This window comes from Enterococcus sp. DIV1368f (genome assembly GCF_051712245.1).
Lineage (GTDB): Bacteria > Bacillota > Bacilli > Lactobacillales > Enterococcaceae > Enterococcus > Enterococcus faecalis.
Window position 1 is genome coordinate 2,333,230 of sequence record NZ_JBIOON010000001.1, and the last position, 16,388, is coordinate 2,349,617.

A 16,388-nucleotide genomic window follows, 5' to 3' on the forward strand; every position below is an offset into this window, starting at 1 on the left:
CGAAAACACTTCCTTATTATACAGGTAAACCGTATTTTTTAAAACCCAATAACAGACAAATTACGACAAGAAAAATAAAAATTAACGTGGCCATAATTCGCTCGTGCTTATTAAATGCTTCTTCACGATTTGGAACAGCAAAAGCCGTCGCGACTAATAGTCCACCGATTAGACCGCCAACATGACCCATCATATCTACAGAGCTACTAAACAAGTTAAATAACAAATTAATCACAATAAACATTGAATAGCGTTGCACCATATACATAATCGCTGGATTGTCTCTAAAGTGGCGTCCTAAAATAACAAATGCGCCAAACAAACCAAAAAGCGCTGTACTAGCACCCGCTGAGACACTGTTGGGTGTCCCAAAGGCAAAACTGGCGATATTTCCAGCAATCCCACTCAATAAATAAATTCCCAAATAGCGCCAATGTCCATAAATTGCCTCAACCTGTGCGCCGATATAATAAAGAGTAACCATATTCAAAATAATATGCATAAACCCAATATGAAGAAACATTGGCGTGATAAACCGCCAGTATTCATGATTTTGAGCTACCAGTGGACGAACCATTGCTCCCCAATTAACTAAGTTTAAAATATTTTCTGATCCTCCAGTTAATTCCAATCCAAGGAAAACAATGATTGAAATACCTAAAAGGGCATACGTAATGAACGGCTGATTTTTTAGCCGTTTCAATTTCATTTCTGTTTGATAATTCATTCCATTCCTCCTATTGTATAAATAATTGTTCGATTGGCTGATCAAACGCTTCTGGTTGCCATTGCTCATGGAGTTGTTCACTAAAAACTAAACTACATGAATGGCCCGAAAAATGTTCCAAATAACGATCATAAAAACCACCGCCGAAGCCTATTCGATAGCCAGCACGATTGAAAACAATCCCTGGCACAATCAATAAATCAATCGCTGTAGCTGTTATTTCTGCCGCTGTTAACGGAGGTTCTTCCACGCCAAATGCACTGGTGTCATAAACCGTCTCTGGAAAGACTTGATAAAAGTGCATTTTGCCTCCTTTAAATGTTCGCGGCACCGCCACTTGCTTGCCTTCTTGCATGGCCCGTTCGAAAATTGGCTGTGTTGATAATTCTAGCGGTAACGACCGAATCATTCCGATTGTTTGTGCTTGTTGCCATTGCTGACTAGCAAACAACTGTTCATAGAGACTTGATTCTTTATGTTGTTTAATTTCTGGATGTTGTTTTAGCCATTCCAGGGCAGTTAAGCCCACTTTTCTCAACTTGTTTTTCTCCATGTACACCTTCAACCCCTTTTCTGTTAAGTTTATAGAAAGTGTTCTTAAAAAACAAGCTGATTCCCCTTTTCTCTTTGAAAAATCCTGTTATTTTTCTAATGTTTTTGACGCTTCTTTAAAAAAGTCAACAACCAAATCCATTGTTTCTCCTTTCACTAAATGCCGCTCACCGACTTCCGTTATAAATTGCGTATTTCTCGCATACGTTTTCCCAGACACTAATTGTTCAAAATCAGCCATGTCTTCATAGGGAATTTTTTCATCTTCCGTTCCATGCCAAAACAGCATCGGTCGTTCTTGCAGTCTTTCTGGCGTTTGTGATAAATCGTATTGATGCACCCAACTTAGCAACAGTGGCAAGTCTTTAGGTACAAAAATAGCAAATTCTTTCGCCCGTTGAATCACTCGCTGAATATAGCGCGCCGGATAGGGTGTTCCCATTAAGCAAGCAGCAGCTTCAATCTCAGGATGTTGGGTTATAAGAGCGCTGGTAGTAATACCGCCCATGGATACACCACCCACGCCAATCCAATTTTCTTTAATCAACCCTAATTTATGAAAATGATGGATAATTACTGGAAATTCAATCAAATTATATTGAATGCTACTCCAAAATGTAATCGATGGAATCGTGGAAATAGGTCCTGTTTTTCTTTCTCCGTGGTTCATGGCATCTGGTAAAATGACCCGAAACCCCTCGTGTGCTAATTTTCTTGCTTGTGTTAAAGATAATTCTTTAGCTGATTGCCAACCATGATAGTATACAATTAAAGGTAATGCTTCGTTTTTTTGCTCTTCTGTTGTCACTTCTAATGCTGGAATTTTTGCTATGTAGCGATGTCTAATACTGATTTTCATTCATGATTCCTCCATTATAAAATATCTTCTCTTATTTTACCGTTTTTTGATAAAACCTGCTCTTTATATGATTTATCAAAAAAACACAAAATATGCGAATTCGCATTTTCCTATTTTATTACTTTCCGTTATAATCATTTTATTAAATACAAAGGGGTGTTTTTATGGTTAAAATTGAGGAAAAAGGTAAAGTAACATTTGGACAAGCTTTTAAAGATTATTTTCGTGGATATGTTGATTTTAAAGGTCGGACCACACGTGCTGGTTATTGGTGGATGACATTGGTATTAAGCATTTTAGCACTTATTTTTTATATTGCCATTGTCGGCAAAGCCGTGTCAGCAATTTTAGCAGCTGAATATTTTGAAACCTATGATTTTGGGAACTTATTACCATTAATGCTTTTTGCACTTGTTTTATGGTTAGCTTTATTATTACCAACGTGGGCAATGTGTGTACGTCGGTATCGTGATGCTGGGATGACAGGTTGGGGCGTGCTTGTTTTATATCTACTTTCTATTGCCTGTAGCTATACACAAGTTTTCTCTGTTATGTCAACACTGAAATATGATGTTCAAACAGATACTGTGATAACAGGTGGCAGTCCCGTCTTCTTATTTTTCACTCTTGTGATTAGTCTGTTTTTCTTCTTACTAACAGTCTTACCGACAGATAAACTAACAACAACTAGCCAAAATAGCGTCTTACGCTTCTTCTTCCGTTACAAAGAAGTGAAGTAAGGAAAAGTTTTAAGCCTTTCTTTTAAAAGAAGGGCTTTTTTCTTATTTTAAAATCTTTATGATAAAATAAGAACTAGTCTAGCTAAAAAAATGGAAGGAGAAAATATGGCTACTTTTAAACGGATTCTGAATCTAGAAAATTATATTTTTACTTTTTTTATTTTATTTGTCTTTTACGGCGCAATTAACTCTCCCTATTCGCTGGTAAAAATTCTTTGGGAAAAGCCTAAGCACTTGCTTGTTTTACTTCCTCTATTAATTATTCTATTGTTGATTATTTATAAAAACAAAAAATTTCTTTACACTAAGATTCAAGCGCTCTGGCACTTAATAAAAGCCCATGATCGTGTGGTTATTATTGGTAGTTTGATCAGTTTATTTTTACTGCAACTTTTACTCCTGACGCAGATTACTGTGCCGATTGGTTGGGATGTTTTTGACAACTTTCATAGTATTACCACTGAAAATAGGGATTATTCAAAAATCGTACTTTCTTTAAACCCCAATAACGAATTTTTCTTTTTCATGATGTATTACCTTAATAAATTTTTGCGTTTCATTGATGTAACAGGGAACTGGAGCAATACTTGGTTTAGTTGGCAAGTGGTTAATTGCTTGTTTATTAATAGCAGTTTACTTCTCTTTTATCATGCCTCTAAACGTGTCTTTAATCCATTAACGGCATTCGTTGCTTACAGTTTATTTTTTCTTTCTTTCGGATTGTCTCCATGGTTACTCACGCCTTATACAGATACGGCCGTCTTATTGTTCATCAACCTAGTCTTTTTTGCATATAGCCTTTTTGACCAAGTTTCCCCTCCCTTCGTAAAATATTGTTTATTACTGTTTATTGGAATTGGCTTAGCTTGGTGTTTTTTAATGAAACCTTCGTCTATTATCTTTTTTATTGCATTTAGTTGTATAAAAGTGCTGCAACTTCTTTTAGTAAATCGGAACAAACAGTCTATCGTAAAATTAACCGTGGTTGCTCTCTTTTTACTGACTGGTTTCGCCAGCGCATATTATAGTTTTCAATTTTTTGTGGAAAAACAAACGATTACGGAAATCGATAAAGAACAAGCCAAGCCTTGGACACTTTTTGTAATGATGGGTTTGACTGGAATTGGCGGTTACAATGATGCAGATACACAAGCAGTAAATCAGTTGCCTACACAAGAAGCCAAAAAAGCTTATACCATAAAAATGATTCAAGACCGTTTAAAAAATAAAGGATTCTTCGGTTATCTCCGTTTTCTGGCTCAAAAAAATCGTCATAATACTGCCAATGGTGATTTTGACTGGGGTTGGGATGGCGGTGATTTAATCCCAGAAACACCTTCTAAAAATCGTTGGCAAGAACACTTGCGGTCACTGTATTATCCGCAAAATCCCAAAAGTAACTATCTACGAATTTATATGCATTTTTTCTATTTACTCACATTACTAGGTCTATTGTTCAGTATCCCTCTAAAAGATTCAAAAAATAACTACGCGATTTTAAAATTAGCTTTCATTGGAGCTATTCTGTATTTATTGCTCTTTGAAGGCGGCCGCTCTCGCTATCTAATCCAGTTTATGCCGTTTTGGTACTTGTTATCAGCGAGTGGTTGGCTGGGGTTGAGAGATACGCTGGATAAAAATTAAGTAAAGATAAGTTATTTATATATTTCAAACTACTTAAATGATATTTTTCAATCAAAAAATATTCATTTTGTACAGTGAATTAGTATTTTTCATTTATTAATAGTATAACTTTTCGAGATATAGTAACTATATGATTTTAGTCTAGTCATTCATTTATTTAAAAAAGGGCTTTAATCATTATTCCAAACGTTTTTCCAACCAGTCAATTATTTAGTGAACAATTTTACTTCGTTCTAAAAAATTTTCTAATCATTTGGATTTTTGTTACTGATATTTACGTTTACTATGTACCAATCATTTTTTTGTATTTGCGTGCACCTTAATTTTATTCAAGATTTTAATGGCATTGTATTTTGCTCAGTTAAATAATCTTAAAATTTCTTTTACAGACTATGCATTCAAAATTGACCATTTTATTCTATTCCTATATTCTTTTGTTTTCGAAACTACTATAATATAGCAGTTCTATTATCATCAGAAAATTCAGCTACCGTTTCACACTATTCAGCTTCTCTTTCAAATGAATTTTCTTCAGATATATATTCTTCACTTCTCCTAGCAAAATTATAAATCTGAATTGTATTATGTCCTAGAAATCGACTTCATTTTCGCCAATCAGGGCAACGTCTTTTTTTATTTTAGATATTAGTCTAGTAAACTCCTTTAACCTTTAGTAATTAATATGTTCAAGTTTATTTACATAACACTTACCTACTTTCATACCTACGGAAAAAAAATGAGTCAAACTTTGCTTGTCAACTTAAATACGATAGTTCATCCATTCTTTTTCCTCAAAAAAAAGAGCCCCCATATCCGAGCATAACTGTGCTTTCGGAAATGGAGGCATTGCCGTCTATTAATTACAATATACTATTTAGAAAATACATCGACCATAAAAAAATTGAATAATAAGCCAGCGCGCACAAGATATTGTACTTAAAAAAACTTAAATTACAACTTAAGTAAATTTGTTGAATAGAACTTAAATAACTTTATCAAAATTGTTTTACTCAATTATTTAGAATTTTTGTAAGATGGGAAAATGTTAATTAATTTTTCGTATTCAGCAGTATTAATATCATCATTGATTGGTTTAATTTTACCTTGTGATTCCATCAATCTTAATTTTTGATAAACAATGTTATAGTCTCCTGTATTTCCACCTACGATAAATCGACCATTATATAGATAGCCTTTTGTTCCCTTATATAGTCCTTCTACAACTGTTAATTTAATCATTTCGTCTTCCTCCTCTGTATTTAGTATCGAACTAGAATCTTCATTACTCACTGGTGTATTAAATAAGTTAATTTCTTCTTGACGACGTCGCCGCAGTCCTTCCTCATATTCAGTTCCTTTATTAATATAATTTGCAAATGATTCAGTGATATAGCTATTAGAAGCATTTCTATCCCAATTCCAATTTGCAAATACTCCCGTACCATTGTTATAAGTAAAACTTACCATTGCGTCAAATTGATTTTGATTAAAAGAACGGATAAAGTAGCTATTTACTGCACTTTCATAAACTTTTATATCTTTCCAAAACTGACTATCTGCTTGCGCTTGTGACCATCTAGTTACTCCTGGGATTAAACTTGTTTGTCCTTTTGGTTCAGCGTGCCCCCAACCAATAGTAATCATGCCATCACCAAGATCATAGGCTGTAAGTCGACAACCTTCAAATTTTTTAATTAGCGCTTCCCCTTTTGATCCTAAGGTCGTAGCTTTTTCTTCATCAATCGGATTACTACCTTTTGAAATCCATTGATCTAAATTTAAAATGTCTGTAATAGGATCTTCGCCAACATTTTTCTTTACGTGTCTGCCGGCCCAATTTGCTTGCCAACTATCAGAACCAATTTTTACCCAAACATGTCCGTATCCGCTACCGCCGTAGCGATTAACTGCTATATTTAGTGTTCCTGAGCCTGTTTTCGCAATACCTTGAGGAACATACGTAGACGGAATGTCTTTTGCATGTCCTCTTGCAGCATATGGATTAGGCGCTCCGAGAAATTCTAGTAAATTCTTAATTAAACTTACGCATTGGCCATCAAGAGAACGGTCTGACTTATCAATAGTTATTGTTCCAATAAGACTATCTAGATAACTCCGTACTTCTCCAATTGTTTTTACCACTTATATTTACCTCCTTAAATCATTATTCCGTGCGTCCACGGAGAACATATGTTCATAAACCTAGTATAGTTGAATTGACCTGTTTCGTTTTGTCAAATTTCGTACCAGCCTAGTCGATAAGCAATTTCATGGATAAATTCTGTATCTCGTCGAGCAATTGTAGACTCGCTCAAAAACGTCTCACAAGCAACAAATTCATTCTTTTTATATGGATAACCATTTTTATATTTCACTAAAAAGATATCCTGCACATCCCTTGTAGAATCAGCTAAGATATCTTCTACCGTTTGTAAAAATAATTTATGAAATGCAATTTGACTGATAGTTATTTTTTCAGTTGGTTGCTCTACAGGGTATTCTAAAAAAGAATTACGATTCATTAACATAACATCCTCGTACTCTTGTAATTTTTTTTCAACATGTTGATAATCCCATAATAATTGTCGAATATGTTTTTTTATTCCAGCTTTCATTGTACCTCTCCTCTAACCACTTAATATTTTATTTGTAGAACTTTTACAGATAATAGAAATAGTATATGTTCATCCTCCATGTATTCCTTTTATCCATCTACTCTTATTTTTGATCACATTCATTTTCAAAATCTAACTTATTCGTTTCTACCTCTCCTTTTTTCCCATTTATCAATAACTGTCCACCTCCTAGATTATTTTATATACAAAAATAGACCACTCCTTAAGCGATCTATAATGACAAAACTTATTCTTTTTCTTAGATTTAAGCGATTCTGTTTTTCCACTTAAATATACTTAACTTGATTTAAAAATATTGAACATTCTATTTTTGAAAACTTAGCTATATAAACAAGCATCTATAGTGTTGATAATTCATTTTCAGCGATTCTTTATACTACTAATTTATCATGTTGACTATACTAAAATTTCCCAATAAATTCCCAATATGAAGTTACTTCTACTTATCTTCCAAAAATACAATTTTACTACGTAACTTGTGTTCACTGAATTCATTTGTTTATATCCTACTTTATACTCACCTATACTATCCTGTGTAGCCATTTGGTAGCCAAATTAGTAACCAGCTTCTGCCATTTTTAAACTCTTATTTACCAAAAATATAGTCAATGATTCTATTTAAAAATAAAAGGAGCCTAACATTCTTTCAAGAAAGAATGTTAGGCTCCTTTTATTCAGACAATTTCAGCCACTCCTTGCGATTGCAATAGGACATAGTTTTTACAAAGACAAAATGATAAAGCAAACCGTAAGCTAGCCCCAACATATTTAACAAAATTCTTAAGTAAAGACTTGTTTCTAGCCCAAATATCATAGAAGCTGCCATGATAGCACCAACACAATTAAAAATCGTTTTACTTTTATAAGATGTGCATAAGCCTAAACAAAGTCCACCTAAAATACCAAGTAGGTTCGTTGGTAAATAAAATAACAAGATAGCCGATACTAAAGAACCAATAACGACCCCTACTATTCGTTCTTTGGCTCGTTCAGACAATTTAAACGTATCATACCCAGAAAATAATGACGAACTAGCAAATGTTGCCCACATAAAGCGGTCAATCTGAAGGTGCGTTCCTATAAAAAGTAATAAGCTAATGCCTAAAGCGTAATAACCAAACCAAATATTTCTTTGATTAAAAAAACCATTTTCTGTAACCATCTGTATAAAAGTAATCTCTTGATCCAACTTTTTATGTTTCACATGATAAACAAAAGCTAAAAGTAGATAAGCAAACACTAATACAAAGAAAGTTTGTTCTAATTGCTGAAACGATTGATATTGAACCGTGCCAACTAAATATAAGTAGGAGAACGTATACAAGCCAGGATTACCCATTTTAGGGTTTTTACCAGTTAAGAAAAACAATGCCAGCAAGCAGATAAAATGAAGACCCCATTGTAAAAATGATACAGAAATCAGTGAAATTAATGGACTAACACCTAGAATTGTTAACACGATTCCTAAACTAAGCAAGGCCTGTTTTTCCCTGTAGCCATATGAGACGAAACGGATACTCAACAGCAAACAAAATAATACAATTGAAAAAGGCGCTACAGCTTTTCCAAAGAAAAAAGTAATCGTCGACACCCATAAAATCGCAAACGAAACTAATAAGATATCCCTTATTAACAAGGCGCGCCAAAAATATCTCCGCTGTTTTTTAGTGTCCGCTTGATGAATTTTTTGTTTTAAAATAAATGGATCTAACTGCAATAATTGATAAAAAGTCACCTAAAATCATCTCCTAAAAATCGACTCTTCTCAATTCATTATTCCAACTTTTCCTTCTATGAAATCATAAGAAAAGTAGTTGTGACGAACATTTTACTACAACTTTTTTTCTGAATCAATACATGCTTTATTTCTTAATTCAATACCTCTCCCGATACGATTTGCTTACTTCATAAAAAATAAGCCTAGAAAAAATCAAAACGATTAATTCTAGACTCAAAATTAAATAACTGTTGAACAAAAGCTAGCGCTTTTTTACATAAACTTTTCCAACAGATCCATTTCTTTTTCTAATTCTTTTTCATCATACTTGTCATACTTACCAGCTTCGTGTTCAATTTTTTTAATCTCATGAATGGCTTTTTTTTCAACAATCCATTTCTTCATACTATGTTTTTTTGTATCCTCATCTAGCGAGCTCAACTCTTCTAAACTTGCATCCAATTTGTTCAAAACGTCGGCAATTTTTGCTAATGCTTGCGCTTCTTTTTCTTCATAGTTTGACATAATAGACACCTCTTCTTAAGTATTTTTCTACTTTAAGTGTACGTCTCTGTGGTTTTATTTGCAACTAATAACTCAACTGCTTCTCAGTACGGAGGATAAGGGATTCGAACCCTTGCACGATGTTACTCGCCTAACGGTTTTCGAGACCGTCCCCTTCAGCCAAACTTGGGTAATCCTCCCTCTACATTCCATCTACAAATGAACATGTAATGAATCAATAGATAAAAAGCCTAGACCCTTACACAACAAGGATTCTAGGCTCTATCTAACTAAATTATTTAGTTTCACGGTGTAAAGTAACTTTTCTTTCACGTGGGCAATATTTTTGTTTTTCTAAACGATCAGGATTGTTACGTTTATTTTTATTTGTTAAGTAGTTACGTTCTTTACAAGAAGTACACTCTAAAGTGATGTTTACGCGCATGTTTTCCCCTCCTACTAATAATTGATCTTTCCAAGAGATTTCTTAGACTTGAATATCATACCATTTTTTTTGTCATTTGACTACCCTTTTGGGCAAATTTGTAAAGTAGTTCTACTTTACAAATTTTATTTTTTGTACATTTCCATATACGCTTCTAAAACTTCTTTGGCAATCGTTTGGTTTGGTTTTGATTCTTCGTCATTTAAGTGTGGTAAAACAACGCTAATTGCAATTTCAGGGTTTTCGTAAGGCGCATAAGCCACCAAGTTACTATTAACCGTTGTATGGTTTACTCCATTAGCATCTGTTGCTTGCGTTTCGGCGGTCCCTGTTTTAGCAGCAATCGAAAACTTGTCTGATTTTAAACCACGTGCAGTTGTAAAAGGACTAGTTCCATTTACCACATTATAGAAACCTTGTTGAAGAATTCCTATCTGGTCTTCAGAAATATTCACCTTATTCAAAACTTTTGGTTCAATTTCTTTTAAAATTTTTCCTAAAGCTCCATTTTCATCATTGCCATAGATTCCTTCTACCACATGGGGTTGTACGCGGATGCCATTATTTGCGACAGTGGAAACGTACTGTGCTAATTGTAACGCGCTATAGGTATCATATTGCCCAAAAGATAGGTCAAGAAGATTACCGCCTTGTGGCGCAGATGACGAATCCTTAAAGTCCTTGTTTTGAATTCCTGTTGTTTCTCCTGGTATATCAATTCCAGTTTTCGTTCCCATACCATATTCTGCAAAAGCTTTTCTTAATTCTTTAAAGACAGTGTCATCTCCTACTTCATAAGGGAAAATCATATTGGGATAATAATTCACACCCATCATTTTAAAGACTAATTTCATCATATAGGCATTCGAAGAATATTCTAACGCTTGCTCCGCAGTTAATTGCATGGTTGTTCCGCCAGAAGCATTCCACCAAGAAGCTTTTGGATTACTACCTGCTAGTAAAATAGCTTCATCTGTTAAAACATCATTGCCTTTAATGACGCCTGTTTCATAACCCGCTGTTAAAGTACCTGCTTTCACAACTGATCCAGGAACTTCAGAATTCAAAATAGGTGCTAAAGGATTAGGTGTGACTTCTCCAGTTGCTAAATCATGATGAAATCCGGACATCGCTAAAATAGCTCCTGTTTGAGGGTTCATAGCAACGACATACGCATTTTCTGAGTATGGTCCAATGGTTTTGACTATTTGTGAATAGTTTCGTTGTAAAATTTCATCAACTTTGTTTTGGAAATTTGAATCAATCGTTAATTTTAAGTTGGAGCCTTTTTCCCCTTTGGAAATTGGGGTTTGTGAAACAATCTTTCCGTTATTGTCTAAAACGACTTCTGATTTTGCTTTTTTACCTTGTAGAACGTCTTCATATTGTTTTTCTAAATAACTAGTTCCAACACGGTCATTTCGTGCATAGCCTTTTTTCAAATATTCATCGACTTCTTCGGCTGGCAATCCTTGTTTTTCAGTTGAAACGGTGCCCAACAGGCTACGTAATGCGCCACTTTGAGAATAATCACGCGTCCAATCAGTCCCTGTTGAAACACCAGATATTTCCGCTGTGTGTTCACCAATTGTCGCAATTTCACCTTCTGTTACCCCTTCATTCTTGATGAAGACCGTGTTCATTTGTGACGCTGCATTCATTCGTTTAAAAATCGTTACTGCTTGTAAGGTTCGGTCATCAAACGCAATTTCTTCAGGGGTGACTTTTTCAACTGCTTTGGCATATAATGTGCCTTCGTCCGTAATTTTGTTGCCTTTTTCATCTTCTTTATCTTGATCGGTTAAACGGGCTTGGGCTGCTTTTAAATTTTCAGGATTCGCTAACCAATAATCTTTTTTATCACGATCCGTTAAGTTTGGATCAACTGGAACGTTAATAAGTTCGTTGACTTTATTCGCAATCGGTAAAATATCTTTTCCTTCAATATTTTTTCCTCGTGTGTATGTGATTGCTAAATTGGCTTTGTTAGAAACCAAGACTTTTCCTTGTGAATCATAAATTTGTCCTCGAGGGGATGGTGTCGTGATTTGTAGTGAAGAATTGGCAGTGATTTTTTTGTTAAACTCTTCTCCTTCTACAATCTGTAAATACCCTAAACGGACAATTAATGAAACAAATAAAGTGAATATCACAAAAAATAATAAGTTCAATCGAAAAGGAATATGTGGCTTTCTACCTCGTTGACTCTTTGCTGCGGCATCTGTTTTTTTTATTTTATCTATAAATGAGTTTTTCTTCATACCTCTAGTCCCTTCACTAAAAAGTTTCGCATTCTCATTGTAACAAAAAATAGTCAAAAAATCAGGATTATTCCCAGCTCTAAGGAAATATTTAATTATTTTTTTGTTAAAAAAAAGTCAAAAGGACTTCTGAATTCAGATGTCCTTTTGACTTTTTCTCTTTTTTTAACGGCTGTAATTGTGAACTTCAGCAGCCATGCTGTCAATGAAAATTGATAAATCTTCGACAGACGTTTCTTTGCTTCCATAACGACGGACGTTCACCGTTGCATCTTCCATTTCTTTGTCCCCGACCACTAATTGATAAGGTACTTTTTGGGTTTGAGAGGCCCGAATTTTGTAGCCCATTTTTTCGTTACGATCATCGACTTCAACACGTAAGCCTTGTGCTTGTAAACGTTCTTTGATTTCATAAGCATACTCAGAATGCGCTTCTACAGAAACTGGGATAATAGTTGCTTGAATTGGTGCTAACCAAGTAGGGAAAGCGCCTTTGTAAACTTCTGTTAAGTAAGCCACAAATCGTTCCATTGTTGAGACAATACCACGGTGGATAACAACTGGACGATGTGTATTTTCACCATCTTCGCCAACATAAGTTAAGTCAAAACGTTCTGGTAATAAGAAGTCTAATTGGATGGTTGATAATGTTTCTTCCATTCCTAAAGCTGTTTTTACTTGAACATCTAACTTCGGACCGTAAAAGGCAGCTTCGCCTTCTGCTTCAAAGTAATCTAATTCTAATTCATCCATGGCAGCTTTTAACATCGCTTGCGCTTTTTCCCACATCGCATCATCATCAAAATATTTGTCTGTATTATTTGGATCACGATAGCTTAAGCGGAAACGATAATCCGTAATGTTAAAGTCAGCGTAGACTGCCACCATTAACTCCAAAGTACGTTTAAATTCGTCTTTAATTTGGTCAGGACGAACAAAAGTATGGCCATCGTTTAAAGTCATTTCACGAACACGTTGTAACCCTGATAATGCGCCAGATTTTTCATAGCGGTGCATCATCCCTAATTCAGCGATTCGAATTGGCAATTCGCGGTAACTATGAATGTCATTTTTATAAACCATCATATGGTGTGGACAGTTCATTGGACGTAATACCAGCATTTCGCCATCGCCCATATCCATTGGTGGGAACATATCTTCATGGTAATGATCCCAGTGACCAGATGTTTTGTATAATTCCACATCGGCCATAATTGGTGTATACACATGTTGATAACCTAAGCTAATTTCTTTGTCCACAATATAACGTTCAATTGTACGACGAATGGTTGCGCCTTTTGGTAACCAGAAAGGTAACCCTGAACCAACTTCTTGTGAAACCATAAATAAATCTAATTCTTTTCCTAATTTACGGTGGTCACGTTCTTTGGCTTCCTCGCGCATTTTGATAAATTCTTTTAAATCTTTTTTATCGAAAAAGGCAGTGCCATAAATCCGTTGCATCATGTGATTGTCAGAGTTTCCGCGCCAATAAGCACCAGCCACTGAAAGTAGTTTAAAGACTTGAATCCGTCCTGTTGAAGGGACGTGAACGCCACGACATAAATCGACAAAATCGCCTTGATCATAGACAGTGATGATTTCATCTTCTGGCAAATCTGTAATTAATTCAACTTTGTAAGGATCATCAGCAAATAATTCTAACGCTTCTGCACGTGAGATTTCTTTACGAACGATTGGGTTATTTTCCTTCACAATTTTCATCATTTCGGCTTCAATTGCAGGTAAATCTTCCGCTGTCACAGGGGATTCCCCATTATCTGTATCATAGTAGAACCCAGAATCAATCGCAGGACCTACGCCAAATTTAATGTTAGGGAAAAGACGACGTAAGGCATTAGCCATTAAATGAGCTGATGAATGACGTAAAATTCCTAAAGCATCTTCATGATCAGGTGTCACGATTTCAAGCGAACCATCTTCTACGATAGGACGATCTAAATCGATTAAAACACCATTGAATTTACCAGCTAAAGCTTTTTTGGCTAAACTGTTGCTAATACTTTTAGCAACATCAAATGTTGTAACCCCAGAATCAAACGGTTTGACAGCGCCATCTGGAAAAGTAATGTGAATAGACATAATAAAATTCTCTCCTTTTAATTTTTTTGATTTGAAGCGTTTCATTGTGTTCCTGTTTTTCACAATGAAACGAAACAGCCACCTGTTCCCCTTGTTAAAAAACAAAAAGTCCTAGTATTCTAACGAATACTAGGACGAAAATATCGTGGTTCCACCTAATTTTGAACACAAATAATCTGTGTTCCTCTAGCGTGTTAACGGTGCGACCGCCTTTGTTTCAACAAAGGTTTCGAAAGTGGTCATCCCTTGTGCCAATCTGGAAAATTTTCAGCCAAGATTTTCCTCTCTAATAGATCGCGGGCAAGTTCAGTTGTCTTTCTCATCAATCATTTATGCACTTATTTAACCACTTATTTTCAGAAAAAGCAAGTGATTCAACAGAAATTCTCTGAAAACTTATTTTTTCCATTCGCCGCCTTGTGCATAGCGGTCTTTTTTCAATTCATTGACAATCACATGGATATTCTCTTTTGGTGCACCAGCGTTTTTTGACACAGCTTCTGTAATATCTTTGACCATATTAGTTAACTGTTCTTCTGTGCGGCCTTCAATTAATTCTACATGTACAAATGGCATCTTCGTTCCCCCAATTTAAATTGCTTGTTCTGTTTGTATCATAGAGCGGGTTATGACGCTTGTCAATAAAAAATTGGAGACGTCAGTCGTTACGGTTGACATCTCCAATTTTTACTTTTCAGATACATAGCTGGACCAAAGTGCGGTCTTGCCTAATATCTCTTTTTATACTTCTTCGCCGTAATCTACAGGTTTATCAAATTCACCTGGTGCATCATCATAGATATGTCCGTAAATAATTACCGGCATTCCGTCATAGGATACATCAAAGATTTTCGAAACTTCTGTTCCTGGCGTATTGATACAGCCATTACTACCAGCATCGGTTTTAAAGGCTTCTTTATCGCCATACTTATCCAATTTATGGTCAGAGTCATGAATCCCAATTTGTGTGACAACGCCCCCTTGACTTAATAACGGCATCCAATATTTTACTGGCACACTGTATCGAGAACCATCGAGCATTTGACCTTCTAAATTCACATCGGTTGTCCGATATAAAATTGTATGGAATCCTGGTACTGTTGCGGTTCCTTTGTTATATCTGCCAGTAATGACATCTGTGGTGACTATTTTTTTGCCATCAATGAAGCAATACATTTTTTGATCTTTTAAATCAATTTCAATGTAATTATTGGCTATTTTACTATTTTCTTTGGTATCGCCAACCAACGGAGCAGTGATTGCATTCGTTTGTTCTTGGCTATTCAGCGCGTTTACTAGTAGTTCTTGCGTTTTGGCCCCATCAATCGACCAGCCATAACTTCCGTTGTTTTTAAAACGACGTGTCGTGCCGTGAACATCTGTAAATAAAACTGGTTGATTAGCAGAACCATATGTTGTTTCTAATTGTGTCACCCAAGTAGTTAGTTTTTCTTTGTTGATTGTGCCATCATCATTCAGCACGTTTTGAATTTGTGTTTTATCAAAGGCTACTTTTTCACCATTAATATCAACTGTAATTGTTTTATTTAACTTGTTATTGAGCGTTGTCAATGTTGCCTTTAACGTTTGATCCTCTTTTGTAATTTCAGGGGCTTTATAAAAATCTTTGGCATTGTATTGATAGTTGCCTTTTCCCGCTTCAACATCCGCAATAATCTGCTGATTTAAGCGCTGTGTGTCCACTACTGTGCCTTGTTCTTCAGGAACAATTTCAAAAGTGCCATTGCCTCGACGGATACTCGCATTTTTGCTTGGTTTCCCCTCTGGAAAACTTAAAGTCGCTAATTTGGCTTCTAGTTCTTTTTTGAATGCCTCGTTTAACGGTAGCTTCACCTTGCTACTGTGTAAATGGTCTTTTAAAAATTTTTGATCCAATTGGTATTTTTTAGGAAGTTGAATTTTTTCTTCTTTTGCACCCGTTTGAACCACAACTTCTTCGGTTTGATTCACTTGCGCTAATTTTTCTTCTGCGGCATTTACATTTAACCAGCCTACAGAAACTCCATTTACTTTTGTGGTTGGTAAAAAGTGACTTTGAAAATAAACATAGCTGCCCCCAGCAACCAGAGCTAGTCCAACCAAAGAAGTAATAATTACTTTCTTTTTATTATTTTTTCCTGATTTTTGACGACGTGTATTACGCATTTGCATTTCTTCTTTTTTCATTTGTTCATCCTTT

Annotated in this window: 14 protein-coding genes, 1 tRNA gene and 1 pseudogene; 3 read left to right on the forward strand and 13 right to left on the reverse strand. The window is 35.2% G+C overall.

Annotated elements, in window-relative coordinates:
- Positions 1-16 precede the first annotated feature (16 nt).
- From IGL07_RS11400 to IGL07_RS11410, 3 genes are all read right to left on the reverse strand, one after another.
- Entirely contained in the window at positions 17-727 is a 711-nt protein-coding gene (locus IGL07_RS11400; RefSeq protein WP_002362481.1) for a rhomboid family intramembrane serine protease, read from the reverse strand.
- A gap of 10 nt (positions 728-737) precedes the next feature.
- Positions 738-1,280 (reverse strand): 5-formyltetrahydrofolate cyclo-ligase, encoded by a 543-nt coding sequence (locus IGL07_RS11405; protein ID WP_002394065.1) that lies wholly within the window; start codon positions 1,278-1,280, stop codon positions 738-740.
- An 87-nt stretch (positions 1,281-1,367) separates the two neighbouring features.
- Positions 1,368-2,138 (reverse strand): alpha/beta fold hydrolase, encoded by a 771-nt coding sequence (locus IGL07_RS11410; RefSeq protein ID WP_002376460.1) that lies wholly within the window; start codon positions 2,136-2,138, stop codon positions 1,368-1,370.
- 164 nt (positions 2,139-2,302) lie between these two features.
- Here IGL07_RS11410 and IGL07_RS11415 point away from each other — a divergent pair, with 164 nt between their 5' ends.
- From IGL07_RS11415 to IGL07_RS11425, 3 genes and pseudogenes are all read left to right on the forward strand, one after another.
- Positions 2,303-2,878 carry a DUF805 domain-containing protein gene (locus IGL07_RS11415; protein ID WP_002356327.1) on the forward strand — a complete coding sequence of 192 codons (576 nt, stop codon included), beginning with the start codon at positions 2,303-2,305 and terminating at the stop codon, positions 2,876-2,878.
- A gap of 90 nt (positions 2,879-2,968) precedes the next feature.
- Entirely contained in the window at positions 2,969-4,522 is a 1,554-nt protein-coding gene (locus IGL07_RS11420; protein WP_025189579.1) for a membrane protein, read from the forward strand.
- A gap of 252 nt (positions 4,523-4,774) precedes the next feature.
- Positions 4,775-4,955, forward strand: a pseudogene (locus tag IGL07_RS11425) (glucosyltransferase domain-containing protein); the annotation flags it as partial.
- Between the two features lie 581 nt (positions 4,956-5,536).
- On the opposite strand, the gene IGL07_RS11430 reads toward IGL07_RS11425, so the two are convergent.
- The 10 genes from IGL07_RS11430 to IGL07_RS11475 form a co-directional block, all read right to left on the reverse strand.
- Positions 5,537-6,664, reverse strand: a complete 1,128-nt coding sequence (locus IGL07_RS11430; RefSeq protein ID WP_010817626.1) for a lysozyme — start codon at positions 6,662-6,664, stop codon at positions 5,537-5,539.
- Positions 6,665-6,756: 92 nt separating this feature from the next.
- On the reverse strand, positions 6,757-7,137 hold the full coding sequence (locus IGL07_RS11435; protein WP_195526220.1) for a transcriptional regulator: 381 nt from the start codon (positions 7,135-7,137) through the stop codon (positions 6,757-6,759).
- Between the two features lie 691 nt (positions 7,138-7,828).
- Positions 7,829-8,893 (reverse strand): FUSC family protein, encoded by a 1,065-nt coding sequence (locus tag IGL07_RS11440; protein WP_002376457.1) that lies wholly within the window; start codon positions 8,891-8,893, stop codon positions 7,829-7,831.
- A gap of 255 nt (positions 8,894-9,148) precedes the next feature.
- Positions 9,149-9,400 carry a hypothetical protein gene (locus IGL07_RS11445; RefSeq protein ID WP_010817628.1) on the reverse strand — a complete coding sequence of 84 codons (252 nt, stop codon included), beginning with the start codon at positions 9,398-9,400 and terminating at the stop codon, positions 9,149-9,151.
- 89 nt (positions 9,401-9,489) lie between these two features.
- A tRNA-Ser gene (locus tag IGL07_RS11450) sits at positions 9,490-9,579 on the reverse strand.
- A gap of 95 nt (positions 9,580-9,674) precedes the next feature.
- Positions 9,675-9,824 (reverse strand): 50S ribosomal protein L33, encoded by a 150-nt coding sequence (gene rpmG / locus IGL07_RS11455; protein ID WP_002356321.1) that lies wholly within the window; start codon positions 9,822-9,824, stop codon positions 9,675-9,677.
- A gap of 125 nt (positions 9,825-9,949) precedes the next feature.
- On the reverse strand, positions 9,950-12,085 hold the full coding sequence (locus tag IGL07_RS11460; RefSeq protein WP_010817629.1) for a peptidoglycan D,D-transpeptidase FtsI family protein: 2,136 nt from the start codon (positions 12,083-12,085) through the stop codon (positions 9,950-9,952).
- A gap of 165 nt (positions 12,086-12,250) precedes the next feature.
- A complete protein-coding gene (gene thrS / locus IGL07_RS11465) occupies positions 12,251-14,188 on the reverse strand; it encodes a threonine--tRNA ligase (RefSeq protein WP_002359397.1) in 1,938 nt (645 codons plus the stop codon).
- A gap of 396 nt (positions 14,189-14,584) precedes the next feature.
- Positions 14,585-14,764 carry a 2-hydroxymuconate tautomerase gene (locus IGL07_RS11470; RefSeq protein WP_002356318.1) on the reverse strand — a complete coding sequence of 60 codons (180 nt, stop codon included), beginning with the start codon at positions 14,762-14,764 and terminating at the stop codon, positions 14,585-14,587.
- A 165-nt stretch (positions 14,765-14,929) separates the two neighbouring features.
- Complete coding sequence (locus IGL07_RS11475; protein ID WP_010817630.1) at positions 14,930-16,375, reverse strand: L,D-transpeptidase family protein; 1,446 nt, start codon at positions 16,373-16,375, stop codon at positions 14,930-14,932.
- Positions 16,376-16,388 lie beyond the last annotated feature (13 nt).